The organism is Halobacteriovorax sp. XZX-3, from assembly GCF_043196495.1.
GTDB lineage: Bacteria > Bdellovibrionota > Bacteriovoracia > Bacteriovoracales > Bacteriovoracaceae > Halobacteriovorax_A.
The window spans coordinates 1,160,779-1,186,813 of sequence record NZ_JBEBMO010000001.1 but is presented as its reverse complement, the minus strand read 5'-3'; the positions used below and the strand labels follow the sequence as shown (position 1 = coordinate 1,186,813).

Here is a 26,035-nt window from a genome sequence, read left to right as displayed (position 1 = left end):
AGTTTTCCCTTTTTCGGTTATTCTATCTGCATAAAAAAATAGAGGAGTTGATAGTGTCACTAGTAGTTTACAATACTTTAACAAAGAAGAAAGAAACTTTTACGCCATTAGAAGAAGGCAAAGTTAAGCTTTATCTTTGTGGACCAACTGTTTATGGACCGCTTCATATTGGAAACTTTCGTGGGCCTATCTTTTTTAACTTCGCAAGAAATTGGATGGAGCATATCGGTTACGATGTGAACTTCGTTTATAATTACACTGACGTTGATGATAAGATTATTAATAAAGCAAATGAGGAAGGTGTTGATTCCCTTGAAATCTCAGAGCGCTATATTAAATACTTTCAAGAAGACTTTGGCCGCCTAGGACTTCGTCCTCATACACATAATCCAAAAGTAACGGATTATATTCCTGAAATTATAGAATACGTTCAAGGTATCATCGATAATGGTATGGCCTATGTTGTGGACGGAGAAGTTTTCTACGAAACAACAAAGCTTGAATCATATGGTGAGCTTTCAGGTGTAAATCTAGAGGAACTCAATTCGGGAGAGCGAGTCGAAGTTGATGAGCGCAAAAAAGATCCTAAGGACTTTGTTCTTTGGAAACCTGCTAAACCAGGTGAGCCGTCTTGGGATTCTCCATGGGGGAAGGGTCGTCCAGGTTGGCACATTGAATGTTCGGCGATGATCAAGTCGATTCTTGGAAAATCTATTGATATCCACGGCGGTGGAATTGATTTAATTTTCCCACATCATGAAAACGAAATAGCTCAAGGTGTAGGATGTAATTCTTGTAAATACGTAAACTACTGGATGCATAATAACTTCATCAATATGAGTGGAGAGAAGATGAGTAAGTCCCTTGGCAATATCATCACTGCTCGCGCTTTCATGGATGAGTATCATCCAGAAATTTTAAAATATATTATGCTTTCAACTCACTACCGTTCAATGCTTGATGTGACTGATGAAAAAATTGATCAGGCTTTTGGTGGTGCAATTCGTGTTTACCGCGCACTTCAAGTGGCCAAACATGCAGCTACTTTTGAAACTAATGAAAGTGCAAAAGTTAATAAGAAACTTGCAGAAGACCTAAAGCGTTTAGATGCAAAGATTGAGAAAGCATGTAATGACGATTTCAATACAAGTGAGATGATGTCTGCGGTTTATGAAGCAGTTAAAACTTTCAATACATTAAATCTTGAAAAGAAAGCAAAGGATGTAAACTCTGCACCTACTGCAATTGCATTTTCACAGTGGATTGCAAAGTATGGAAAGATGAGTGCTCTTTTTGCAATGGATCCTGAGATATTCTTAAATGAAATTAAGGAAGTTCAAATCAGAAGAAAGGGGATTGCCCTTGATAAAGTTAATGAGCTTCTGGCAAAGCGAGCGGATGCACGTGCTGCTAAGGATTGGGATGCAGCAGATGCGGCCCGTGACGAATTAAACGCTTTAGGAATTGATTTCCAAGAAAGTGGTGATGAAGTGACGTGGTCTGTTCGTGTCTAATGACCGAACACCTATTGTAATTGTTTCTTAAAAGACCTTTATATTCTCTCCTTGTGGTAATTTTATTTATATACGCAATTGACACGAGGAGAGATTTTTATGAAAAATCTAGTAATTTCAACAGCTTTAGTACTTATTTCATCAAGTTCAATGGCCCAAATTAACTCAAAACAATTTGTAGACTGCTTTGTTAAGGCCACAAATGAAGTGATTGCAGATCTTCATGTGAATGGGTCAAAGAGTAAGAAGAAGAGGCTTTGTAAAGAGCTCTCGCAAGAGATGGTCGATCGCCTAATTGAAAAGTTCACTGTAATTGAAGGTGGAGAACTTAAGTATTACTCAGCAGATAGTATGGGTAAAGAGCGTATGATCGATATCTACGATTATATTAAAGATGATATGAATTGCTATGGTAACGCAGTCGAAGGACAAGGCGGATCTCTATTTGGAGCACTGGCAAATACATTTGCTTATAATAAAAACTTAAAATTAACAGATCTAGCGCTGGATAAAATGGCCGGCCAAGATCTTTGGGATAAAGCATTTAGTCCAAGTATTTACAAAAATTTGAATGACTTAGATCTATCATATTGCAAGTAAGCTTAAGCTTTACTTGGCACAAATAGAGGAAGCAAATACAATACTAGAATGAAACGTTTTATCCTACTATTGAGCTTCCTCTTTTGTTTTCAACCTTTCGCAAAACAAGTCAATACGGCCCTTGTTGTAAGTGGTGGTGTTTCACTAGGCTCTTATGAGGGCGGATTCTTAAGTTATCTAACTGAATTTGAAAAATTAAATTATCAAGTACAGCGTACGCCACAAATTTATGCTGGAGCATCTGCTGGTAGTATGAACGCTTTGATTACTTTTCTTGAAGCCGGAAGAGTTCACGGTGGAGAGTATATTGTAAAGGACTCACTCTTTTGGCGACTTTGGGTGCCTTTAGGAATTGATCGACTAGCGGATAATAAGCAAATGTCCATGACTAACTTTTTATCTAAAAAGCCGATTCAATCAATGTATAAAGATGCACGCCAAATCTGGAATGAAGGCTTACGAGCTGATATCGATATTGTTTTTGGAATCACTCTTACTCAAAAGAAGCCTGAGATTATTGAAGTATACAAAGGTGGAAGAAAATTTCCTCAAATGCTAAATGAGGCCATTTTTAGAATTCGTGGTCAAGGTGAGGGGAAGCCTCCTATCATCGAAAACTATCCAATTGCCACAAATTCGACGAGACAAATCTACTTACCATTCACTAAGAATCAAAATGATAACTTAACAAAACTCTTACAGGTAATCGAGGCTTCTGGAGCCTTTCCTTTGGCCTTTAAACCGGTTGATATTGAGTATTGTAAGTACGAGGACTTTAAATCGAAGAAAAAGTGTCCATTGAGTTCAATTACAAAAAGAACATTTATCGATGGTGGGATGTTTAATAATATTCCATTAACAATCGTTAATAAGGTATCTAGGCACAAAGTCGCTAAGGATAATTTGCTTTTAATTATTGATCCAAGCGATGAACACTTACTTTATGAAACTCGTGAGTTTCAAGAGAATGGAAAGGAAGTCGCAAAGTATGTTCTTGATATTTTTGATAGCTTTATAGGAACGGCCCGCTCTCGTGAAACAATTGCTTTTTATGAGTCTCCTAGTTTTTCTAATTCTATGAGCTCAACTGTTTCACTGCCTCTGGCCTCTTCTCCGATGTATGCCTTCTTTGGTTTCTTTGAAGAAGATTTCAGACGTTTTGATTTCTTAGTTGGTTATGCGGATTCTAAAAAGTTTACTAGTGACTATATTGCAAAGAATCACTCGGGACGAAAATTTAAGATGCCTAAAAGAATCCAATTTGATCAAGATGAAGCTTGTATTGTTGAAGTTGTTGAAAGAAAGGACTTTAATCATATCTGTCTTGAAGGACTTAATAAGAATTTAAAGACAATTTTAAAAATCTCTGTAGCAAAGGTTATTGAAAACTGTGAGCAAGAGCTAGAGCTAAAATTGTGTCATCGAACGGAATCATTTAAAAAGAGTCGTTTATATGAAAATCGATATGGGGAATTTAGATTCAAAGAAAAAGAAAATATAACTCAATACACACTTAGAAAACTAAAGGATGAAGACTTTCTCTTTAATGAGCTTCATAAAACAGAGAAGAGAATAAATCGAAGTGATGCGCCATATTTGGTTATAAACAAACTACATACATCTATTGAGTCTTATACTGATAAACTCAACGCTACCGAAAAATTTGTCGCAAAATTAGGTTCAAAAGCCTATCTTGATTCTATTTACTACATTCCTTATGAGTCGTACTTCTCAATTGATTTAGGAACTCTTGCAGAAATTTCGTACACTCGTGCAATTGACGACTTTTCAAGATCGATAAAGAGTTGGCGCTGGGGTGTTGGATTGATGCTAAATTCTGTTATGGACTTTCAAGAATCTAAAGATGATGACAATGTTTTTATTCCTAATATTGGAATTGAAAAGACAATGCTTAGCTGGTCTGATGAGAGTTTACAAATAAGCCTAGGTGTACGAGGAGGCTATATGTTTTCTAGTACCGATAAGTATGGCTCTGTCGAATGTAGTAGCTTCCGTGCAAATTTTAAATCTTGTTCTGGAGTTTATGGCCAATTCTATCCACTTTTTACCTTATATGAAAAAGTACGTATTAAGCCATTTGTTCACTACATTCATGCAACAGAAAATAAAGAAATTGGTACTGGTTTAGAACTTGGGCTTAACCTTTAGTAACAGGTTTATAAAGAACTAAGATAATACCAACGATAATAAGTGGGATACTTAGAATTTGTCCCATATTTAGGGCCATACCTTGTTCAAATGCCACTTGGTTTTCTTTAAAGAATTCCACAAAGAATCGCCATGCAAAACCACCAATAAAGATAATTCCTAAAAAGCGTCCAGATTGCCACTTATTGTGAAATTTTGAATAGAGGTAGTAAACAAGTCCTGAAACAGCAAAGAAGCCAAGTGCTTCGTAGAGCTGAGTAGGGTGGCGAGCAATATTATCTGCACGAACAAATTTAAACGCCCATGGAAGATTTGTTGGATGACCAAAGATTTCAGAATTCATTAGGTTTCCAAGTCTAATAAATCCACCTGTCATAAGGGCCGGTGCTGCAACAAGATCAAGAAGCCACATCAGTGGGACATCTTTAACTCTTTTCTTAAAGGCGTATATTGAAACGATAACACCAAGGAATCCACCGTGACTTGCAAGTCCACCTTTCCATACATAGAGAATTTCAAGAGGATTACTTAAATAATAACCTGGCTCATAGAAGAGACAATGACCTAGACGTGCACCAACGACACAACCTACAATCATGTAGTTTAATAATGAGCTTACTTCGTCTTTAGTAAAGTTTTTTTCTTTGATTAGGTAGCGGCGACAATAGCGCTCACCAATAAAGAAACCAACGATAAACATTAGTGAGTAATAACGAACGGCAATAGGTCCGATTCTAAATATTTCTGGATCAACATTCCATGTAATCATATACTTATTGTATGATGATAGTGTAGGTTTTACACTTACTTTTTACTTTAAAATCTTATGCAAGACGTTAATACACTAAACGCTCAACATTATTGCCAAGTCGCGGTTGATTATCCAAAACTACCAAGTGTTCTTACTTATAAGACGTTAGGAGAGGAGATTCCTGTTGGTACCCTTGTGGAAGTCCCTCTTGGTAGAAGGAAGGCTAAAGGTGTTGTCGTACCATTTACAATTACGCAAAAAGAATTAGAAGAAACGATTACTAAGTATAAGCTTAGGCCAATCAACGAAGTTCTCGCGCCAGAGTTTTCATTATCACAAAGTGAGATGAAGCTCTACGATTGGATGTCTCGTTACTATCACTACAATCTTGGGCAACTTGCTTGGGACTGCTTACCAAAAATTTTAAAACGTCCTCGCGAAGTTGAAACTCAATTTGGTGATAACCAAGATTTTGAACATGAACTATCTCCGCTACAAAAGCCCATATATGAAAGTATCAATGCTAAGCTTGATAATGGATTTGATCGCTTTCTCGTTCATGGTGTTACAGGATCAGGAAAAACATTAATTTATCTTCACTTGATAAAGAATGTATTAAAGAAGGGAAAGAGTGTACTTTTCTTGCTACCTGAAATTAACCTGACGCCTCAGTTTATGGAGACGTTTAAAAAATATTTGGATTGTCCAATTCTTCCGTATCACTCGGGTGTAACACCTTCTCACAAGAATGCTATTTGGAAGTTTTTAAAGAAATCTGATCGGCCAGTTCTTTTAATGGGAGTGCGCTCTAGTGTTTTCTTGCCTGTTGAAAACCTAGGCCTTGTGATCGTTGACGAAGAACATGATAGCTCATTTAAGCAAACAGATCGTTGTCCTTATAATGGGCGCGATGTTGCCATTAAGAAAGCACAGCTATTCAATGCACCTGTCGTTCTTGGTAGTGCGACGCCTTCATTAGAAAATTACTTCACTTTTTCAAAGCTTAAACCAGAGAATTACTTTTCACTGGAAAAGAGAGTTGCCGGCGGCTTTCCGGAGATTGAATTATTAGACTCTCGCTCTCATGGTGCTAAGAAAGATATGGATGCCTTATCGATTTGGCCATTTGAAAAGAAGTCTTTAGATATGATTAGTGAAGCTTTAGATAGAGACGAGCAAGTTCTCGTTTTTGTAAATCGCCTAGGTTTTTCAAATTATCTTCAGTGTCGAGGTTGTGGTTATAAATTCGAAGATCCTAATACTGGTGTACCACTAAGGTATTTTAAAAATAAAAATATTCTTTCAAGCTCTCATTCAGACTATCAAATTCCAAGACCAGAAATTTGTCCTGAATGTGGAAATATGAATCTGCTACAAAAGGGATTCGGTACAGAAAGACTGCAAGAAGTTTTACAAGAGTTTTATCCTACTAAGAAGATTGAGCGCTTTGATCGCGATGAGATCACAAATCTTGATAAGCTAGAAGATAAACTTGAGCGTTTCCATAAAGGTGATATTGATATCTTTGTCGGAACACAAATGCTTTCTAAAGGTCACAACTTTAAAAAAGTTAATCTCGTTTTAATTTTAGGAACTGATTCAATGCTAAACTTCCCTGACTTTAGGGCCATGGAAAAAGCTTATCAAATGATTGTCCAAATTTTAGGACGAGCAGGGCGATATTCAAATCACGCTAAGGTTGCAATTCAAACGATGCTTCCAGATAATACAATGTTCGATTTTATCAAATCACATAGTTTTTCTGGTTTTTATGATTTCGAATTAACAACGCGTGAGTTTGGTCTATTTCCTCCTTATACAAAGATGGCAAATATTCATGTCTCTGGTAGAGATCGCGACAAAATAATTGCCAATCTCTCAAGTGAAATTCAAAAGCTTCGTGGGTTAATGGAACAGTTGGGAATCGATGGCCAAGTATGGGGCCCTACTCCTGCTATGATTGAAAGGCGTGCGAATATGTTCACATGGAGCATGTCTTTAATGTGTAAGAATGGGGGCGAGCTCAATCAAGTATTGCAGATTTTTCGCGCTCAAAATAAGATCGACTATTCTTTCTCTGTAAAAATCGATGTCGATCCAATGGATACTTAATTTATGCTTTCAAAAATAATTACTAGCTTCTTCTTTATCGTGGCCCCTCTTTGTTATTCACCTGGCCCTGCAAATATAACTTTGGCCGGCCTTGGGGGAACTTATAGTTTTAAGAAAACTCTACCTTTCATACTTGGGTTATGGCTTTCAACTATTTCAGGACTTCTACTTTGTCTATATGGTGCAACAGACTTCATCATGAAACATGAGAAGCTCATGAGATACCTTCCTGTTTTTGGAGCTTTATACTTATTCTTTATGGCCTATAAAAGCCTTACTAATGTGAAGAAAGTAGAGGTGAAGAATGAGGAAGAAAATAATAAAGGTCCTTCATTTCTAGAAGGGGCTATTTTTCAGGCCCTAAATCCCAAATTCCTAGTTTTCACAATTAGTGTTTACTCACCATTTTTAAATGAGGGGAAACTCTTTCTAACACTTTTTAGTGCCGTGATTTTTTTTGGTGGAGCAAGTGCTCATCTGCTCTGGTTTTTTATGGGCAATCGTCTGGCCCACGTTTTAGGCGGGAAGAAGGCCCAGTACTTTTTTAGTATCCTATTAATCGCAGTAGGGATTTGGATGATTTCAACTTCTATCTCTAAGTAGTTAATATTACTAGCTGTATTAGTCTAACCTAATTGTCTTAAAACGATTTCTATTTACAAAGTACTTGCTAAATCTAAATAACGCATGTAGATATTGGACATGCACAAGTCTCCTGTTCGCTTTTCATTTATTATTCCGATTGTTATGGGGGTAGTACTAACAATAAGCTTCTTTGTCATGGGCGCAGCTACTTACAGTATTCATAGTAATCAGGAAAGGGTTCGTTTTGAGAATGATAGAGAAATCATTTCAAGACAGATTGTAAATTCTCTAAAACTTCCTATCTGGAACTTAAATAAAGAATATATTCAGAAAATTTCTAATGTCTTTGTTAACTCAAGCGACCAGGCCGTTACTGCTATTACTGTTAGAGATGAGAATGAAAGTCTTTTGAGTCAGATTTCATTAGTTGAAGCAGCGGCCCCAAAATATGTAAGCCCTGAAATAGTCATTGAAAATTTTGAAGTTATATATGAGGGCAAGAAGATAGGAAGTGTTGAAATTAGATTTTCGAATCAATTAAATGCTATCTATGTTCACAATATCATGAAGATGATTGGGGTATGGTTTATATCAGGACTTGTTCTATCTTTGATTGTGACATCAATTGCTTACTATTATTTATTCTTTAATCCTCTAAAACACTTTGTAAATAGAACAAGCCGTATTGCCAGTGGTGACTTCCGCCCAATACGTGAAAAATTTGTTCTTAATGAATTATCATTCTTTGCAAAAACACTTAATAAAACTCTAACCGAAATTATTTTAAGAGACGTAAAGCTAAAGAGATATAATGAAGAGCTTGAGGCGATAGTTACGACAAGAACTCAGGAATTATATGAGCAAAGAGAAAGAAGTCACGAATCAGAGAGACTCGCTGCCCTAGGGCAAATGGCCGCTGGGATCGCTCACGAGATTAATAACCCATTATTTGTTATTCTTGGAAATCTAAATCGATTAAAGAAATGTGTTAACGGCGAGAAGTGTGAATACATTCTTGAAAAGGTTGAGCTTGCTGCAGATCGAATTACCGATATTGTTAAGAGTATGTCGACAATGTCTCGTGATGGTCAAAAGGATTTAAAAACAATTATTAGGTGTGAAGAATTAGAATCAATTGTTTCATCTATTTGTCGAGGACGTTTAGCGGAAAAAGATATTCGTTTAGAATTCTCTTACGATAAATCTTCTATTGATAATTTAATTTATGCTAATAAAACTCAGATTAGCCAAGTTCTTGTTAATTTAATTAATAACTCGATTGATGCGATTGAGGAATTAGACGAACGATTAATTATCGTTTCTATAAAACAAGATTTCGAAAATCTTTATATCGAAGTCATTGATAGTGGAAAAGGGATTGATCCAAGAATCGAAAGCCGTATTATGGAGCCTTTTTACACGACTAAAGATGTAAATAAGGGAACAGGATTAGGACTTAGTTTATCTTATGAGATGATGTTAAATAATGATGGCTATCTTAGATATGATTCGAAGTCTGAAAATACGAAATTTATCTTATCGTTACCTAGATATAGTGGAGAAGCTAGTGAATTACTTCACTAAGTACGCTTTAATATTTGCTTTCTCTACTTCTCTCTTTGCTGCCAAGGAAGTTCAGGTTGGTGCTTATCAATTCCCACCATTTTATATTTCTAAAAATGGAAAGAAGTCTGGACTAGTTTATGAAGTTATAAAAGAGCTTAATAAGGTTCAGAGTGAATATCGATTTAAGATTGTGGAAACATCTGCAAGACGTCGCTATCGAGACTTTACAACGAAGCGCTTTGATTTAATTTTATTTGAAAGCCCTAGGTGGGGATGGGAAGAACGTGGCATAAAATATGATATGACTCCTTCTTTTTTAAAAGGTGGCGAAAAATTTATCGCTAAAAAAGATAAGAATAGAACTCATGCTTACTTAAAGGATTTAAAAAAGAAGAACATTCTGCTGTATGATGGTTATCACTATGGATTTCTTGATTTTGATATTGATCAGAAATACGATGCGAAATTAATCTATACCAACTCACATGAAGGAAATATTTTAAGTATCTTAAAGGGACGTGGAGATATTGCCGTCGTAACAGAGTCTTACCTAACTCAGTTTTTGGAAGATAATAAAAATTTAAAAGATAAACTCATTATCTCTACTCACTACGATCAAGAGTATTCTCACCGAGCATTAGTCACTCAAGATTCTATTATCACAAACGAAAAATTTTATCATTTCTTAAAGCTAATTAAAGATAGACCTTGTTGTCGTCAGTTTTCAAATCTTTAGTTTAACTCATACATTAAAAGCTCACTGAAACGTTCTTTAGAGCGTCTCCAAGCCTTTGCTTCTTGTCTTAACTTCTCATTCTTTGCAGAGTTTGGACCCATTAGAAGTTGTCTCTTTTTTGGATTATTGATCATAACACAAAAAGTAACAGGATCGGCTTCAAAGCTTCTTCCGCAAATATTATAAACGAAGTCGAGGCTTCCTGTTTTATAGCGGTACTTTTCAAACCCTTCATTAGTTAAATACTTGCGATGTAGAGAACCACTGTGACCAGTAATTGAAAGTAGGTTAATGAAGTAGTTATTGCCAAATTTCTTATATGCGTTCTTATTGATGAAATTAACAATATCTTGAGCTAACATTTCTATGTTAACACTCAGTCCTGAACTATTAGTAAGCTCGCCTTTAACAGGTAGCTTTAAGTCGCTAACCATTTTTTGAGCAGCATCTTTCAAATTATCTTTCTTTGTCGCTTTTAAGACTAGTGTTTCAATAAATAAGTTATTTGAGTACTCAAGAGATAATTTTACCATATCTAAAGAAGGCACAGAGTAGACAGTGTTTAAAATTTTAGACTTAGTAAAACTTTCTTCAAACGCCACGCCTTTTGTTTCAATGCCCGCAATCTTTAAGTGATGATTAAAATAATTAGCATTAAACTGTAGTGAGTCTCTTATAGGTACTTCTAGAAAGTAATCTTTGGAATTTGTATAAACCCATGATTCCTTTTCATTATTTTTGATATGACGAAAAACTTCTCCAGGTCCTAGTGGCTTAGGTGACTTTTTAATTTCTAGGCCATTGTGAGTTGGGAAAATATTTTTATCGTCACGTCCGATCGACTTGAAACGGTTAAAATTTATGTTAAGGCCTGAAATACTTTGGTTATATGGTTGGTCATCTAGTCCAACATTTCCTATACGATTTAGATCGACAAAATTATTAACAACAATGAGTTTTCCTTCAACTTTCTTTATTCCAGCTGCCTTTACTGCATCAATGAGATCATAAGCCTGTGCTGTTAGAAAGTAGGGGTCACCTGAAGTACTTAGGATAAGGTCTCCCTTTAGTGTCCCGTTTGAAATATGTCCTCTTGAGGCAATCGATGTTTTAAAACGATAGTCTGTACCTAATTTATCGAGGATGTAATAAGCCGAAAATATTTTAAAAATCGAAGCGGGGATAAAAGAGTTTTTTGAATCGAGGGATCTTGATTTACCACTATCCCATTGTAAGAAGTAACTTAATTCGTCACCCTTATCTAAAAATTCTTTCTTTAAATTGTCGATTGATGTTGTGGCAAGAGATGCTAGAGAAAAAAATATTAAAACTAAAAACTTCATTTGTGCTTATCCTTATGGCAACAGTCTAGAGTTACAGGATCATATCCGCCTTTTGACCATGGGTGGCAACTCGCAATACGTTTTGTTGTTTTCCAAAATGCTATGTGAAATGGCAGTTTGGAAAAGGCCTCAATTCCATATTGAGAGCATGTTGGAGTATAGCGACAATTTGCCCCGAGAAATGGGGAGATTGCTATTTGGTAAAAGCGGATTAATTTGATGAAAATGTATCTCATTACGCGTTATTTTAGCATTTTCATGGATAATTTGCTAAATTTTTATGGTTCAAATTAATAGGAAAGAAGATGTTAAAACAAGAAAGAGCAGACTATATTGTCGAGGCACTTGAGGAGCTTTATCCAGAGACTCCAACGCCTCTAGATCATACGAATGAGTTCACCTTACTGATAGCTGTCTTATTATCAGCACAATGTACAGATGAACGAGTTAATCAGGTGACGCCGGCACTTTTTGCAAAGGCCGATAACGCACGCGACATGATGAAGTTAACACAAGAAGAAATTAAAGAAATCATTAAACCTTGTGGACTTTCTCCAAGAAAGTCTAAAGCCATTTATGATCTCTCAAGAATTCTTGTTAATGAACATGATGGAGAAGTTCCAGCAAGTTTTGAAGATCTTGAAAAGCTTCCTGGTGTCGGTCATAAAACGGCCTCTGTTGTTATGGCCCAGGCTTTTGATGTACCAGCTTTTCCTGTGGACACTCATATTCACAGGCTTGCTCAGCGTTGGGGCCTAACAAAGGGAAAGAATGTCGAACAAACAGAAGAGGATTGTAAGAAACTCTTTCCAAGAGATCTTTGGAATAAACTTCACTTGCAAATTATCTTCTATGGCCGCGAATATTGTAAGGCGAGATCATGTTTTGGACTCGAATGTCCAATCTGTCGCTATGTATATCCAAATCGTAAATCAAAAGTAGAGACAAAGAAATGAGAGTAACAAGAATTAATGATTTTGATATTTTACTACAAGAAGGAAGTACAAATAAGTCAATCGTAGTACTTCATGGATATGGAGCAAGTTTTCAAGATTTAGCTCCTCTATATCAGTATCTAGATCCAAAGGATGAATTCAATTGGTATTTTGTCGATGGACCGATGAAAGTTGATATTGGAATGGGAATGAAGGGAAGTGCCTGGTTTCCAATCGATATGATGGGACTTCAACAAGCTTCGATGGAAGGACGAATCGAAGATTTCTTTTCTCAGAGTGTTCCTGATGGAATCGAAGATATGCGTGATCGCTTAGTTCATTTGATCAAAGAGATTAAAAAGAATAGCACAGAAGTATTCCTAGGGGGATTCTCACAAGGCTCAATGCTAAGTCTTGCCGTTGCATATAAAGAACCTCATTTAATTGAGCGTCTCTTCTTACTTTCATCTACTTTATTTGATGAAGCGCATATTGCAGAAAATACAAAGCATATTAAGCATATTCCAATTTTTCAATCGCATGGAAGTGTTGATCCTATTCTTCCATATTTTCTGAGTGAGAAGCTTAAGAGTTATCTTGAGAAGGTTAATGAATATGAATTCCATCCATTCCAAGGTGGCCATGAAATACCAATGCCAGTTATTCAAAAGTTAAAAGATTTTTTAGGAAAGTAGAAATATGTTAAGTGGAAATATTCGCAAAATGAAAACGTCTCTTGAGGACGGACTAGCTCACTATCATTTACCTTTAGGTGATGAGCTTCTTTATATGAATGATCTTCTTGAAAAGAAGATCAAGCTAAGTTTTGATGGTCAGATAAACTCTGTCTATTCTGGTGAGTTAATTAAGAAATCATATTCCCAAGGCTACTCTTATAAAGAAATGATTACACTTGCACAATGTGACACGTGTATCGTAAAGCCTGAGCTATGCCATTTTCATAAAGGAACATGTCGCGAGCCAGAGTGGGGAGAGAAGAATTGTATGATTCCTCACTATGTTTATCTTGCTGTATCATCTCATGTGAAAGTAGGGATCACACGTCACACGCAAATTCCTACTCGTTGGATTGATCAAGGAGCATCGTATGCTCTACCTATTTTAGAGGTGCCTGATCGAAAAACTTCTGGAGAGATCGAGGTTGAGATTGCAAAGGCATTTTCGGATAAGACTAATTGGCGCAAAATGCTTATGAATGAAGTTGCAGATGAAGATTTAGAAATGCTTCGCGATCAGATCTATGATGACTTTGCAGACTTAATTGATAGTTTTGGTCTTGATGATATTGAAGAAGAGGTGACTCATATTGAATATCCAGTAATTGAATTTCCAAAGAAGGTTAAGTCTCTTGGTTTCGATAAGAATCCTGTTATTGAGGGGACTTTAATGGGAATAAAAGGTCAGTATCTTATTTTAGATACAGGTTGTGTGAATATGCGAAAGCATGGTGGTTACTTTTTAAATGTCGAGGTCGACGTCTAGGCCACATTCTTTAGCGTGGAGCTGAACCATATTCCTCACTTCTTTTGTTGAAACTAAATGGTCAAGAAGCGAAAACTTCTGCGTTAGAGGAATCGCACAACCATTGTCGCATTTAGCATCAGAAGTGATGATATTCACATGTTCTACTGGCTTCGTATTTTGAAAGCTTGCCATCCATTTGAAATGCTCAAGAATCTTATTTGAAATATTCTGAGCTATTTCACTACGTCTTTCTAAGTTGTATAGAAAGCGGCCAGTATCTTTTTGGCGGCCATTAACTAATATATGAATGACGCCTTTTTCTTTTAGATGTACACTGTTACTTAAACACTTTGGACAAAACATTACTTTTCCTTAAATTTAAGTATAATTATAAAAGCTAAATAAAAATTAATCAAAGGGTAAAATATGGAGCCAATTAAAAGAGCGATTCCTATGCGTGACGGTGTCAAATTGTATACCGAAGTCGTTGAGCACGGTGCTAAGTACTGGCTAATAGCGACTCATGGAATAGGTGAGCATTTAGGTCGACATAAATACCTACAAGAAATTTTTGGCTTTGATGTAAACGTTTTTCAATATGATCTTCGTGGTCATGGCCGAAGTGGTGGAGAAAAAGCATATATCGATCCATTTGAGCAGTATATGTTAGACCTTGAAGATTGCATTAAGCATTTAAGAGAGAATTATAAAATGGAAGATTATATTCTCTATGGACATTCGATGGGTGCTCTAATCACTTGTGGCTTCACTCAGAATAACTTAAAAGATGGCCCAAAACCTAGAGCTATAATTGTAAACGCTCCTCCTGTTGGAGTAGGTGGTCCCTTCGCAAAGTTTGTTAATAAAGTGAAAGGCAAGTACTTTAGCAAGCTGGCCTCGATTAAAATGTCGATACCACTTGGTGGCCTTGTTGACTTAAATACATTATCTCACCGTAATCAAGTTGTTGAAGAATTTAAGAACGATCCGTTTAATCTTCAAAAGCTTCACACTAAACTTCTACTTGAAATGGTTTCCTGTAGTAAGAAGGTATTTTCAAAGCCTATTAATGATGAAGTGGAGAAATATATTTCTTATGGAACTGCTGATGAGCTAGTTAGTGTTCCTGAACTTGAAAGGTACTTAAAGGAAGTAGACACAAGTTTTACGATTACAAAGATAGAAGGCGCACGACACGAACAATATCAAGAAATTGAAAAGTATCGTACACCTTATTTTAACTATCTTAGGGAAATAGTTAAAAAACTAATTTTCTAACGAGTTTGAATATAGTCGATAAAATTTTTGATTACTTTACGTCCACCTTCGTAACCTGACTTTAGCTCTTCATCTGAAAGAGTCATCTCAATATGACTATCGACAAAATCTTGCGATGCCTCAGGGTGGCCTTGGAAGCTAAAGAATGGAAGAGTCTCATGAGCGATCCCATCAAGGAAGCAATCATTTGAAGTTGCTAGGTGAACAAAACCTTTTGGAAGCTCTTTCACTTCGTAGTGATGGGTAATAAAGAGACTAAATTCTTCACCCTTATTAAAACCAAATTTATCCATGAGAATTTTTGTTTTTCTGGTCCCTTCAAAAAGCTGATTATCAGGTTTAACCATATCAACTGTTGAGCCAAAGATGTCGGCAATCAGTTGATGGCCAAAGCAAATTCCCATAACAGGGATATCTTGTTCTAATTTTTCTTTCATACGTTTAGCAAGATCGACTTGCCAATCAAGTCTTTGGTATACGTTTGAGTCTGAGCCGAAAATGATATAGCCACTGGCCTCTTCAATTTTATCTAGTGAGTCACATCCAAATTGAGATACCCAATGATATGTCGTCGGTATATTAAAATTTTGAATCATTTGATTCATACAATTGTAAGACGGATTGTTGATAGCACAGTCAATGATAGCAATAGGCTTCTTCATAATTTCACCTTCTAAGCTCGAATAAAAATGCGTTAATTAATGAGGGCATAATCTAACAAAATTGTTAAAAAGCTAAAAGAAGTTTGTCGAAAAAAGAAATTACTTCTTATGAAAATTGACACTTTAATAAGTTCCGTTACTCCTCAAACTTTTGGCACTTTTCAAATTAAAGTTTGAAAAATCAGTATTTTTAAAGGCCAAATATTTAAATACAATGAAAAACATTTGAAATTTATAACTTACCAAGACTTGGTAGGGCCTAAATGTGAATTCAATACCTTTCAATTTTGTCTCGAATCTAAAAAAAAAATACTTTGTTGATATGAGTTAAAGGGCTAATTTTATATAGAATCTAACTAAAAACAGGTTAAAGTTAAGCTAAGAGTTAACCGATAAATAAATTAAGATTAATTCGGGGGGATATCTTGTCAACTGCCAAGAAATTAGATCAAGACAATATTGAGAAGCCAGCAACTTCTGCAGAAGTGTCAAAGGTTTCAGCTTCTTCTAAAGATGAAAATCCATCTAATGTTCTAGAGTTTTCGATTACGAATCAGATCAAAAGTGTTGATTTATCAAAGTTAGGTGAAAGTTCTGAAGAGAGCACTGGTAGTTTAAATAATCTTGATCTAAGTGCTAAGCCAGTAGGCGATATCACTCATACACAAATCTTAAATTTAGCAAAAAGTTCAACTGAAGTGGATGTGCTTGAGGCACAGGTGAAGTTAATCGCCCTTTTTGTATCTGAGGCCAGACTACTTGAGGGCGAGCTGAATAAGTATATTCATGCAATTCACAAACAAAGCCCACAGTCTAAGAAGTATCTTCTTCAAATGAGGAAAGTTGTTAAAGACTTTTCTAATATTGAAAAGATTCTTGAGAAGGCCAGGTCCGTAAAATAAGCTGGAATTAGCGACTTGCTATTTGAAGTAGCTTATCTTCTTTTGTCTTCTTTGAGTCACCCTCTTTTTTAGAATCTTTTTCATCTTTTTCAGGCCCTTGGTCTTCAACTGGAATACTCTTTAAGATCTCAGTTGCAGATACATTCATGTTAATACCAAGACATGCGATTACGGCCATTGCTAGTAAAAGTTTCATAATTTCCTCACGTATAGAATTATGCTTAGAATAGGAAGGATTTAGGCCTTAGACAAAGAGAATCGGTCCGGTGTAGTAATTTTTTTAAACATGTAAGATTGAGATGGGATTCTTACAATGGAGAGGACATTTTTAAGAGTGAGGGTAAGTTTAAGCGGTGCCAAACTTACCCTGAATATTTATTATTTTTTGATAAATGTTTCTAGAAACTTCACCCTTGTCAGTGCTGGTGGGTGAGAGTGGTAAAATGAGCTGTAAACTGGATCTGGAGTCAATGTACTAGCGTTATCCTTATACATCTTCACTAGAGCGTTAATAAGCTCCTGAGGATTTGAATGAATTGATGCAAATTCATCAGCTTCAAATTCATACTTTCTCGATGCCCAAGATGAGATTGGAGTAATAAAGAAAGTATAGATACCACTAACAAGTAAAAATAGAGTTAGGGCCATGTAAGTTTGAGTTGTATGTACTCCATGCATTTCGAAGAACCATGATGTTTGCATCAGCTGACCTAGGATAAAAAGACCAATGAAGCTGAAGACAAAAGCTTTAATCATCATTTTAAGGATATGCTTACGCTTGAAGTGACCTAGCTCGTGAGCAAGTACGGCCTCTACTTCTGAAGCGCTTAATGTATTAATCAGAGTATCAAAGAAGACGATACGCTTATTCTTTCCAAAGCCTGTAAAATAAGCGTTTCCATGTCCACTCCTACGTGAAGCATCCATCACAAAAAGCCCCTTACTTTCAAAATCGACACGCTTTAGAAGATCAAGAATTCGCTCTTTTACCTCTCCTTCTTCAAGTTCTGTAAATTTATTGAAAATTGGTGCGATAAAAGTTGGGTAAATCCACATAAGTAATAGTTGGAACACACTTAGAAATGCCCATGCATATGCCCACCAATACTGTCCTAAAGATTCCATGATCCAAAGAATTCCATAGATTAGTGGAGTTCCGATAATTAGTCCTAGCAGTGAGCCTTTAATCATATCCATTACGAAAGTTTTAAAAGTTGTTTTGTTAAATCCATACTTTTCTTCGATAACGAAAGTTGAGTAAAGGGCCTCTGGTAGGCCAAGTATTGAATTAATGAAACTGAATGCCAAAATGAAAACCGTTCCAGTTAATAGCGGTGATAATCCAAGTGTCAGAATTGATTTATTAAGTGCGTCAAGTCCACCACCTAGAGTCCAAACAACAAGAATAATATAGCCCAGGAAGTTGAACAGTTGTCCCTTATTAAGCTTCTCCATAGTGTAGCGAGCAGCTTTCTGATGCTCTTCTAGTGAGATCTTGTCAGCGAATTCTTCCGGTACAGCATTAAAGTGTTTACCGATATGTTTAATATTTCTCTTATCTAGGTAAGCCTCAATTAATCCTTTGATACAAAGGACTGAAATAAATACTTTTGATGCGATCGTAAGATTGACCATATGCTTCCTTTTTTTTAACTTCTATATTTGTTATGACCTCTATATCATGACAAAAAAAAAGGTATTTGCCTATGAATGTTCACCAAATTTATACCGATTCACCTCTACGCAATTACAACTACATTGTCGAAATGGGCAATGCAGAAGTTGCTGTAGTTGATCCTATCTATCCCGAATTAATCAACGAATGGTTGGCCAATAATGATCGTCAACTTGCAGTGATTTTACTCTCGCATGGACACTATGATCACGTGGCAGGTGTTGAGGCATTAGTAAAAGAGCATGGCGCTCAGATTTGGGGCCATAAAGATAGTTTTGAAACAATTGACCGCATACTCGTTGATGGAGAAAGAATTTCAACCGCATTAGGGGAAATGGAAGTCATCGAGACTCCAGGACACACGATGGACCACTTATGCTTTCTATTTTTTGAATCAGCTAAGCAGGTTGAGATCATTACAATGGATACGATTTTTAATGCAGGCATTGGAAATTGTAAAAATGGCGGCAATCTTGAAGTCTTCGTTAAGACTATTTTAGCACTTAATGAAAGAGTCGAGGATCAGGTTATTTTATGGCCTGGCCATGATTACATTATTAACAATCTAAACTTTACCTTGGCCAATGACCCAGAGAATGAGGCAGCTAAAGAGTTACTTGAGCGAGTGCAATCTGAAGGTAGCATTGGATTTCAAACCAATTTTGAAACAGAAAGGAGAGTTAACCTCTTCTTGATGACGAGTGATAAAGAAAGAATTAAAGACTTAAGAAAGAAAAGAGATAATTGGTAAATTAAAAACAATTAAAGGAGTTGATATGAGTTTTCCAAAAGTTGGAAATATGGCGCCAGCATTTACAATGCTTAACCAAGATGAGCAAAAAGTAAGCCTTAAAGATTTTAAAGGTGAGAAGAACGTTGTTCTTTATTTCTATCCAAAGGCGATGACACCAGGATGTACAACACAAGCTTGCGGTATTCGTGATTATAAGAAAGAGTTCGCAAAGGCCGATACAGTTGTTTTGGGTGTGTCTCCAGACGAGCCAGCACGTCTTGTGAAATTTATTGAAAAACAAAAACTGAATTTTGACCTTCTATCAGATCCAGAGCACAAGTCGATGGATAAGTATGGTGTTTGGGGACTTAAGAAATTCATGGGTAAAGAATACATGGGTGTTATCAGAACGACTTTTATTATTGGCAAAGACGGTCGTCTGAAATATGTAATGGATAAAGTGAAAACTAAGTCACACCATGAAGACGTACTTAACTGGATTAAAGAGAATCTATAGACTCTGTCTTTGAATTTTTAGAAGAGGAAGTATATGAAGGCCCTAATTTTATTTTTATTATTTTCAACGACTTATGCAGCAACAATTGAAGTGATGTCTTATAACGTTGAAAACTTATTCGATACGCAAAAAGATGAAGGAAAGAACGACTGGTCATACCTTCCAAAGAATACTAAAGGAAAAGTTGAAGCTTGTAAGAAGGTTTCATCTAAGTACCGTCGTGAAGAATGTTATTCTGCAGATTGGACTCAAGAGAAACTTGATCTTAAGCTATCTCAAATTAAAGACGTTGTTCTTAAAGAAAGAAAAAAACTTCCAGATTTATTAGTAGTTTCAGAAATTGAAAATGAAAACGTAATCGGACAACTTGCGAAAGTTTTAGGTTATAAGAAATTCTATACATCTAATTCACCGGACTACCGTGGAGTTGACCTTGCTGTTCTTTTTAATGAAACAAAAGATTTCAAGTATGTTTCAAAAAGAGAGCATGTTCTAAAGAGTGATTACTTAAAGAAGAGACCTTCTCGTAATATCTTTGAAGTACAATTTAAGTTAGGAAATAATGACTTATATGTTTTTGCTAACCACTGGCCAAGTTTAGGAAACCCTGATGAGGCAAGAGTAACAGCGGCAACAACTTTAAAATCTAGAATTGATGAAATCATGAAGAAAAATGCTAAGGCATCAGTTCTTGCTGTCGGTGACTTCAATACGATTCCAGAGCTAAAGGAAGCTGGCAATAAGCACCCAATGCGTGACGTTCTTTTAAAGGATGGAACGATAGTGGATGTTGAAAAGGTATTTCGCTCAGAAAAATCAAATGCAAAGAAAGTGCAAGAAATGCCACCGGGGACTTACTACTATGCTAAAAATTCTCAGTGGAATCACTTAGACCGCGTCTTTGTACCAAAGGTTATGCTAGGTGATAAGCATCCTATTAGAGTTGATTTAAAATCTTACAAGATTTATGCACCAGATTTTATTCGCCAACCTCAACCTCAAAGTGTTTATGAAGAAGACATTGAAGAGATGAGAGATCGCGGATTTAAAGTAGAGACAAAGAAAGTGCAAACAGCACCGAATCGTTATGATCACTTAGCAACTAAGAAAGCTAAGGCTGGATATTCTGATCACTTTCCACTTGTTTTCGAATTAAATTACTAAAAAAAGAAAGGCCCTTTAAAAGGGCCTTTTTTTATTTATCAAATACGCTGTTAAAATATAGTCTTGTACATTCTCTAACTGGATCAACACCAGCTGGGTTCTCTTGATAGAAATCCTTACACTTTTTCATGAAGTCTTGAGCATAAGTATCTTTCTTTTTTCTTCCGCGAAATTCAAAGTGAAAACCAACGTAATCAGGAGCAACAACTGGGTGAATCGACATATCCCACTTTTCGTTTCTTTCTGGGTTGTACTCACTTGCATAAATTAGTTTACCTGTTATGTGACCTACAAGAGCACCAATAGCAACATCACTTGCCCAGTGTGCACGGTCGTGAACACGTGACCAACCACCAATAGCTGCTGCTGTATACGCAAGAACAGGGATGAATTTTGATTCATCTTTGTAGTGTTCTGCAATTACTGTCGCAAATGTAAAAGCTGTCGTAGTATGTCCCGAAGGAAATGAAACGTTATCGTTATCCCAATTAAATCCAGTAAAATCATTCTTATCTTCTGTTTTGTTTGGTCTAACACGGCTAAAAGTCATCTTAGCAGCTCTTGTGATTAGTCCCGATAATACAGTTGCCTTAAGTGCAACTTTTGAGATTCTTTTGATCTCATCATTTTGAATAACAACACCCAGAGCGTAACCTGCGGCAGAAAGTTGGATAGGGTAACTTCCAGCTTTTTCACCCCAAAAAGCAATTTCTTCTGAAACTTCTGTACGATTGTCTTGAGCAAATTGCATTAACTCTTCATCGTTATTAAATAGTAAAATTGCCGTACCAGCAGTTGCTCCAATCAGTGCAAGCTCGCCATTTGTAAGGCCAACAGGAAGCGTTTGATAAGAAGGAGCGAAAGTATATTCACCGTAACGGTTAATAATTCCATCTTCGGCGTAGCGAGGTTGAAATACACTATCTTCTCCCATTCCTGGGCAGTGACCATCTCTTAAGAAATCTTCTACTAAGCATTCGGCTTGAGCATTAATTACGAATACTAGGCATGCCAATATTCTTAAAAACTTACGTCCTCTCATAAATTCTCCCTAAACAAAATTATATTTGTGCCATTATATCTTGATAGGTAAATCACTAGTGTGTTTTTGTTGTATTTACATAGGGGCTACAAATTTTAGACAGTTAGATGGCGGTAATATATTTCCTCAATTTTTACAGATAAAATTAAGTTAAAATAGTTGAATGAGGGGAATTTTAATTCTAATTTTAACTATTTACGGCCTATGTGCATATTCATCAAATGACTTTAAATACCAAGATCGTTCGAATGATTTTAAAGGGTTAGCTAAGTCCCTTATTGCTGAATATGAGTATCAGGACTTCAGTGGCTTTTATCAAAACTACTCAGAGCACTTCTTGGCCAATCAAGTTTTTACTAAAGGAAGTGAAAGGTTCTTAATTAAGCTTGGACTAGAGGCAGATTCTAATCATTTAAATAAATTTATAGAACTTGAAAGAGGAGAGGTTGTAAACTTCAATGTTAATAGCACTCCAGTATCTATCTATTTTGAAAATATCTCAAAAGTTGAAAAATATAAGATCGTAAAAAGTGTAAAGGGCTTTGTTGCAAAACAGATTAAGAAAGGTAGCTTTAAGAAGTACACTCTCTTAGATCTAATTATTCCAAAGGCCCACGCATTAGAGTGTGAAAATCAGCTTGAAGAGATTGTTAATATCAATGATCTCCAAGCTCCAATTGATAAGTTCAATAAAGACTATCTGATGTCACAAGCAAGTGGCTGTGTACAGAAGGCGCTTAGTGCTGCATGGGCAAGGACTGGCGGGCTTGTTCAAGATGTTGGAAGTGGGGTTTGGAATTTTATAAAATCTCCAGTTAAGTCAGCAAAGAAATTTTGGAATAGTGCAGTCGATACTTATGAGACAACAAAAGAATTCATTACGCAAATAGATGAGAAATTAGCCGCTCTTGGGGATGCCCTTGGTGCTATGTCAGTTGAGTCGCAAGTTCAATTAGTTTGTGCACTTGTGGGGAATTTAGGATCTAACGTTCTTCTTAATGTTATTATGAAAGGTCCACTAGGTCTTGCTAATGCTATGACTTCGTTAGCGGACTTATCAAAAAGGGTGACATCATCAGCAAAATTTCTCCAACTTCTTGATCAGTTAAAGAATGTTGGAAAGTTAGGAAAGGATAAAGTCGGGGAATTGATTAATAAAGTTCTTACGACAAATAATAAAGAGGGTCTTGATAAGGTAAATTCTCTTTCATCAGCTAATTACGTAAACCTTACAGTGGAGTATGCAGCATGCGCGCTTTAATTATATCAATACTCATCACTTCTAGTTTCAATATTGCTGCTTCAGGAAAGAAGTGCAAGGACCTAGATGAAAAGGTTACAAGAGCGATCGAGTCTCAAAAGATAATGAGTCAAAGAGGAATTAAAGGCGAGATTAGACAGGAGATGACAAGTCTTCTTGATCGAGGTGTTGAGATCGATCCAATGTTTTTTCAACAGATGATTTATCGTAAAGGGTTCAAAACAAGTGGCTTTAAAGACAAAGGCCTTCTTGTGGGGCACGCAAAGAAGCACGGTGATGAATTTAACTTTGTAAGTGATAAGCAATACTTAAAAAATGCAGAGAAGTTTGCTCGCTCTAGTGATGATAACATCATCTCATTTAGAAGTAAGAATGATATTTATCGCTACAATCCAGTTTCAAACGAGTTTCAAGTTATCGAGCGCTCTGGAAAGGTCATCGGTACCTATTATAGGCCAGATCTAAGAAAGCTAAATGCTGCACGAAAACGAGAGAATTTACCCCCATTTAAAAGTGTAACTGAATGGTTCATTAAGAATAAATGGGAGCGTTTTGTTTTAAATAGTGATTTTAAAAAATAGAGAATAAATCATTAAAAATTTTGAAAGCATAACTTTTTGTGAATGCTTCAAAGTTAGTAAATCTCTTTTCAAAACTTTTTTCTTTTGAATTCTCTTGATACAGGTAAGCTGTTGCAGCTTCTGCAAACATTTCTTCAGGTGATACTGTTGAGTATGCAGAAGGGAAGTTATCATACACTAATAAATCATTAGTATTTGTTAATCTTAGTTTGGCTTCAGAAAGATTAATTTCTGGATAATGTTGGTCGTTATTATGCTGATATGTAAAGTATCTTTCATTTAAAGACCAACCAACAGAGCTGATGAAATCTTGATATAGCTTTGGATTTTCTTTTTGAACAAAGTGAAAGAACTCATGTGTAAGTGTTAGATTAATTTCTTCATCATTCTTTAATTGATCTTTATAGATAACAACTTGTTTCCACTCTTCATCATACTTACCTTTTGTAAGCCAGTTCGTTGGATGTGTTGTTTCAAAAATGACGAATTTTAAATTTTGCGTTGTCTCAGTAAAGCCAATGTCGAGTAACTCTTTAACAAGACGGATTTGTTTCAAACTAATTTCTGCAGCTGGGATGATTAGGACATTATAATCATCATAAATCTCAAGTTGTAATGAACTTGCCTCAGATCTCTCTTCGTCAGTAATATTGTCGCTAAACTCAAAATCAACAAAGTCGATAATGCCATTGTTATTGATATCACTTCCTACTTTTGATTTATCCTCTGGAAATTCATCAATGATATTGTCGTAACCATCACCATCAATGTCATTATCCATAGCATCTGGGATTCCATCGAAGTCTTGATCGAGAAAGATGAAGTAGTTATCATTTCTAATCACATCTTTTTCTATGAAAGTTTGATTAATTGTATAGCGAAGCTTTTCATTAATAGAAATGAGATTGAAAGTTATTGAAAATGCACTTTTTGCAAAAAGCATCGAAATAGCGAAAATCCCTAAGGGCCAGAGTTGGCCCCTTAGAGAATTCTTAAATATGTTTTTCTTATTGAAAATCATTTAGCTAGTTAGTCCATTTCTTAGTGGTAGTGAGCTGACCAAATATCTGCCCATGCTTCAATAAAACCACCATGTCCACCAACTAGTGCATAAGATAGGATCGCAGCAGGGAAGTATAGAGGTCCAAGTAGTGCTGATTGTTTAGCATGACCAGCTTCGTGTCCAGAAGCGAAACGGTATCCAGAGCAGAAGTCTAATTCAAAAAGTCCTGCAGACATTTTACCTGGAACAATACCAAGTCCACATACGTCAGCGTAGATCTGCATTTTTGAAGCAGCTATTCTGATACGTGGAAGATCAAATTCAATCATTCTTGCATAACGGTATGGTGTTACTGCTTCAAGGAAGTTTATGAATAAGTTAACTCCACGGCTTACTGGAACTAGTAGTACTTTAGTTGCAACAAATGCTCCACCAACCATTGTGTTAATTAGACCCCAAGAAAGGTTTGAGGCAACAACAAATAGGTGCATAAGAGGGTGATCTGGATTCGCTGGATCAAATAAAAGTGACTTCTTTCCAAATACATTTTCGTAAGTCATTAGGGCCTTATCAAATTCAGCTCTTTGCTCTTGTGTTAGAGCTTCTTTTTTATACTCACTGAATTTTTCAAGTTTTTCAGCATTTTCTTGCTTCCCAGTATTAAGAAGATTGTTGATATTTTCACTTAATTCTGGAGAAAGAATATTTGCATCTCTCATCGCCTTTAGCTTAGTAAGAGTCTTCTTAGCATCTTGGTCGATGATTTTCATCATTCCGATATAGGCCATATGCTGTTGAAGAACTTCAAGTTTGAATGCTTCATCATTTTCAGTAAAACGTTGCATTTTATCAGAAGAGATCTCTTCGATATAACCGATTGAACGTTTTGAATAACCTTCACTTAGATTTCTCATATAAGTAAGAGAGTAGAGTGCAAGAACTTCATTCTGCGCCATTTGTTCTGGTGTATTAATGAGACGATTATTTTCATCTTTACGGTAAGAGTCTTTTCCAGCATCAAAAGTAATCGCGTGAATATCAAGTGTTAGATCTTTTACTTGCTTCATCCAATTACGAATTTTCTCTTTACTCTCATTATATTTTTCAACTGTACGAACTCTTCTTTTGCGATCGTTAGAGCCATAAGTTTGTTTCGAATCAGTCCATGTCTCAAGCTTTGGAGCACTATTAATGAGTTTCGCAATTTGCTCAGATTTAATCTGTAACTCATTTGCCATCATAAGTTTAGAGTCAGATAAGTTTGATTTTTCAGAGCTTTCAAGGCTTAGCTTGAAATCATTAAAATGATTGTTAATGCCTTTATTGGTAACGACCTTACAAGATGCCATTTGAAGGCAGGCCAATACACATAGGGTAGTATTAGCAACTTTTTTAATTGCTGGTGACATAATCTCTCTCCG

At 36.0% G+C, this 26,035-nt stretch carries 27 protein-coding genes; 17 read left to right on the top strand and 10 right to left on the bottom strand.

The annotated features are described in order from the left end of the window. The first annotated feature begins 53 nt into the window (after window positions 1-53). The 3 genes from cysS to ABMA70_RS05590 all read left to right on the top strand — a co-directional run bounded on the left by cysS (window position 54) and on the right by ABMA70_RS05590 (window position 4,283). Entirely contained in the window at window positions 54-1,514 is a 1,461-nt protein-coding gene (gene cysS, locus ABMA70_RS05600) for a cysteine--tRNA ligase (RefSeq protein WP_392991060.1), read from the top strand. Between the two features lie 99 nt (window positions 1,515-1,613). Continuing rightward, complete coding sequence (locus tag ABMA70_RS05595) at window positions 1,614-2,114, top strand: hypothetical protein (protein ID WP_103216510.1); 501 nt, start codon at window positions 1,614-1,616, stop codon at window positions 2,112-2,114. 48 nt (window positions 2,115-2,162) lie between these two features. Next, the gene (locus ABMA70_RS05590; RefSeq protein WP_392991062.1) at window positions 2,163-4,283 is read left to right on the top strand and encodes a patatin-like phospholipase family protein; all 2,121 of its coding nucleotides are present in this window, start codon (window positions 2,163-2,165) and stop codon (window positions 4,281-4,283) included. Here ABMA70_RS05590 and lgt read toward each other — a convergent pair. After that, on the bottom strand, window positions 4,273-5,052 hold the full coding sequence (gene lgt / locus ABMA70_RS05585) for a prolipoprotein diacylglyceryl transferase (protein ID WP_103216512.1): 780 nt from the start codon (window positions 5,050-5,052) through the stop codon (window positions 4,273-4,275). The two genes, ABMA70_RS05590 and lgt, sit on opposite strands and share 11 nt — an antisense overlap. Window positions 5,053-5,109: 57 nt before the next feature. Here lgt and priA point away from each other — a divergent pair, with 57 nt between their 5' ends. The 4 genes from priA (at window position 5,110) to ABMA70_RS05565 (ending at window position 10,033) form a co-directional block, all read left to right on the top strand. After that, window positions 5,110-7,146 (top strand): primosomal protein N', encoded by a 2,037-nt coding sequence (gene priA / locus ABMA70_RS05580; protein WP_392991065.1) that lies wholly within the window; start codon window positions 5,110-5,112, stop codon window positions 7,144-7,146. Between the two features lie 3 nt (window positions 7,147-7,149). Then, window positions 7,150-7,749, top strand: a complete 600-nt coding sequence (locus ABMA70_RS05575; RefSeq protein WP_392991067.1) for a LysE family translocator — start codon at window positions 7,150-7,152, stop codon at window positions 7,747-7,749. A gap of 99 nt (window positions 7,750-7,848) precedes the next feature. Then, window positions 7,849-9,315, top strand: a complete 1,467-nt coding sequence (locus ABMA70_RS05570; RefSeq protein WP_103216515.1) for a sensor histidine kinase — start codon at window positions 7,849-7,851, stop codon at window positions 9,313-9,315. Next, window positions 9,299-10,033 (top strand): substrate-binding periplasmic protein, encoded by a 735-nt coding sequence (locus ABMA70_RS05565; protein ID WP_392991069.1) that lies wholly within the window; start codon window positions 9,299-9,301, stop codon window positions 10,031-10,033. Before ABMA70_RS05570 ends, ABMA70_RS05565 begins: the two co-directional genes overlap by 17 nt. Here ABMA70_RS05565 and ABMA70_RS05560 read toward each other — a convergent pair. Both ABMA70_RS05560 and yidD read right to left on the bottom strand, forming a co-directional pair. Continuing rightward, window positions 10,030-11,376 carry a D-alanyl-D-alanine carboxypeptidase gene (locus ABMA70_RS05560; protein ID WP_103216517.1) on the bottom strand — a complete coding sequence of 449 codons (1,347 nt, stop codon included), beginning with the start codon at window positions 11,374-11,376 and terminating at the stop codon, window positions 10,030-10,032. The genes ABMA70_RS05565 and ABMA70_RS05560 overlap by 4 nt on opposite strands. Continuing rightward, window positions 11,373-11,612, bottom strand: coding sequence for a membrane protein insertion efficiency factor YidD (yidD, locus tag ABMA70_RS05555; protein ID WP_103216518.1), 240 nt, complete (start codon window positions 11,610-11,612; stop codon window positions 11,373-11,375). The genes ABMA70_RS05560 and yidD overlap by 4 nt, the downstream gene beginning before the upstream one ends. Before the next feature lie 69 nt (window positions 11,613-11,681). Between yidD and nth the strand changes: the two genes are divergently transcribed. The 3 genes from nth to ABMA70_RS05540 are packed head-to-tail and all read left to right on the top strand — an operon-like array spanning window position 11,682 to window position 13,814. After that, window positions 11,682-12,332 carry an endonuclease III gene (gene nth, locus ABMA70_RS05550; protein WP_103216519.1) on the top strand — a complete coding sequence of 217 codons (651 nt, stop codon included), beginning with the start codon at window positions 11,682-11,684 and terminating at the stop codon, window positions 12,330-12,332. Beyond that, window positions 12,329-13,006, top strand: coding sequence for an alpha/beta hydrolase (locus tag ABMA70_RS05545; RefSeq protein WP_103216520.1), 678 nt, complete (start codon window positions 12,329-12,331; stop codon window positions 13,004-13,006). The genes nth and ABMA70_RS05545 overlap by 4 nt, the downstream gene beginning before the upstream one ends. Window positions 13,007-13,010: 4 nt before the next feature. Further along, window positions 13,011-13,814: a DUF2797 domain-containing protein gene (locus ABMA70_RS05540; RefSeq protein ID WP_199177501.1), complete on the top strand. Its 804-nt coding sequence runs from the start codon at window positions 13,011-13,013 to the stop codon at window positions 13,812-13,814. Here ABMA70_RS05540 and ABMA70_RS05535 read toward each other — a convergent pair. After that, complete coding sequence (locus ABMA70_RS05535; protein WP_392991071.1) at window positions 13,791-14,159, bottom strand: hypothetical protein; 369 nt, start codon at window positions 14,157-14,159, stop codon at window positions 13,791-13,793. The two genes, ABMA70_RS05540 and ABMA70_RS05535, sit on opposite strands and share 24 nt — an antisense overlap. Window positions 14,160-14,222: 63 nt before the next feature. On the opposite strand from ABMA70_RS05535, the gene ABMA70_RS05530 reads away from it, so the two are divergent. Continuing rightward, on the top strand, window positions 14,223-15,074 hold the full coding sequence (locus tag ABMA70_RS05530) for an alpha/beta fold hydrolase (RefSeq protein WP_392991073.1): 852 nt from the start codon (window positions 14,223-14,225) through the stop codon (window positions 15,072-15,074). Here ABMA70_RS05530 and ABMA70_RS05525 read toward each other — a convergent pair. Then, window positions 15,071-15,736 (bottom strand): type 1 glutamine amidotransferase, encoded by a 666-nt coding sequence (locus ABMA70_RS05525; protein ID WP_103216523.1) that lies wholly within the window; start codon window positions 15,734-15,736, stop codon window positions 15,071-15,073. The two genes, ABMA70_RS05530 and ABMA70_RS05525, sit on opposite strands and share 4 nt — an antisense overlap. Before the next feature lie 425 nt (window positions 15,737-16,161). On the opposite strand from ABMA70_RS05525, the gene ABMA70_RS05520 reads away from it, so the two are divergent. Next, on the top strand, window positions 16,162-16,638 hold the full coding sequence (locus tag ABMA70_RS05520; RefSeq protein ID WP_103216524.1) for a hypothetical protein: 477 nt from the start codon (window positions 16,162-16,164) through the stop codon (window positions 16,636-16,638). A 7-nt stretch (window positions 16,639-16,645) separates the two neighbouring features. Here ABMA70_RS05520 and ABMA70_RS05515 read toward each other — a convergent pair whose 3' ends face one another. Both ABMA70_RS05515 and ABMA70_RS05510 read right to left on the bottom strand, forming a co-directional pair. Beyond that, entirely contained in the window at window positions 16,646-16,834 is a 189-nt protein-coding gene (locus tag ABMA70_RS05515; RefSeq protein WP_103216525.1) for a hypothetical protein, read from the bottom strand. A gap of 182 nt (window positions 16,835-17,016) precedes the next feature. Next, a complete protein-coding gene (locus ABMA70_RS05510) occupies window positions 17,017-18,273 on the bottom strand; it encodes a M48 family metallopeptidase (protein ID WP_103216526.1) in 1,257 nt (418 codons plus the stop codon). 71 nt (window positions 18,274-18,344) lie between these two features. Between ABMA70_RS05510 and ABMA70_RS05505 the strand changes: the two genes are divergently transcribed. Genes ABMA70_RS05505 through ABMA70_RS05495 form a run of 3 tightly spaced genes read left to right on the top strand, consistent with a single transcriptional unit; the run spans window position 18,345 to window position 20,727 of the window. After that, complete coding sequence (locus ABMA70_RS05505) at window positions 18,345-19,064, top strand: MBL fold metallo-hydrolase (RefSeq protein WP_392991075.1); 720 nt, start codon at window positions 18,345-18,347, stop codon at window positions 19,062-19,064. Window positions 19,065-19,089: 25 nt separating this feature from the next. Continuing rightward, entirely contained in the window at window positions 19,090-19,563 is a 474-nt protein-coding gene (gene bcp, locus ABMA70_RS05500; protein ID WP_103216528.1) for a thioredoxin-dependent thiol peroxidase, read from the top strand. A 33-nt stretch (window positions 19,564-19,596) separates the two neighbouring features. Beyond that, on the top strand, window positions 19,597-20,727 hold the full coding sequence (locus ABMA70_RS05495; protein ID WP_103216529.1) for an endonuclease/exonuclease/phosphatase family protein: 1,131 nt from the start codon (window positions 19,597-19,599) through the stop codon (window positions 20,725-20,727). Window positions 20,728-20,758: 31 nt separating this feature from the next. On the opposite strand, the gene ABMA70_RS05490 is transcribed toward ABMA70_RS05495, so the two are convergent. Further along, the gene (locus ABMA70_RS05490) at window positions 20,759-21,769 is read right to left on the bottom strand and encodes a phosphatase PAP2 family protein (RefSeq protein ID WP_103216530.1); all 1,011 of its coding nucleotides are present in this window, start codon (window positions 21,767-21,769) and stop codon (window positions 20,759-20,761) included. A gap of 163 nt (window positions 21,770-21,932) precedes the next feature. Between ABMA70_RS05490 and ABMA70_RS05485 the strand changes: the two genes are divergently transcribed. Both ABMA70_RS05485 and ABMA70_RS05480 read left to right on the top strand, forming a co-directional pair. Continuing rightward, the gene (locus ABMA70_RS05485) at window positions 21,933-23,030 is read left to right on the top strand and encodes a hypothetical protein (protein ID WP_392991078.1); all 1,098 of its coding nucleotides are present in this window, start codon (window positions 21,933-21,935) and stop codon (window positions 23,028-23,030) included. Then, entirely contained in the window at window positions 23,018-23,611 is a 594-nt protein-coding gene (locus ABMA70_RS05480; RefSeq protein WP_392991080.1) for a hypothetical protein, read from the top strand. The genes ABMA70_RS05485 and ABMA70_RS05480 overlap by 13 nt, the downstream gene beginning before the upstream one ends. Here ABMA70_RS05480 and ABMA70_RS05475 read toward each other — a convergent pair. Continuing rightward, window positions 23,601-24,554 carry a thrombospondin type 3 repeat-containing protein gene (locus ABMA70_RS05475; RefSeq protein WP_103216533.1) on the bottom strand — a complete coding sequence of 318 codons (954 nt, stop codon included), beginning with the start codon at window positions 24,552-24,554 and terminating at the stop codon, window positions 23,601-23,603. The two genes, ABMA70_RS05480 and ABMA70_RS05475, sit on opposite strands and share 11 nt — an antisense overlap. 98 nt (window positions 24,555-24,652) lie before the next feature. Further along, on the bottom strand, window positions 24,653-26,023 hold the full coding sequence (locus ABMA70_RS05470; RefSeq protein WP_103216534.1) for a hypothetical protein: 1,371 nt from the start codon (window positions 26,021-26,023) through the stop codon (window positions 24,653-24,655). Between the last annotated feature and the right edge of the window lie 12 nt (window positions 26,024-26,035).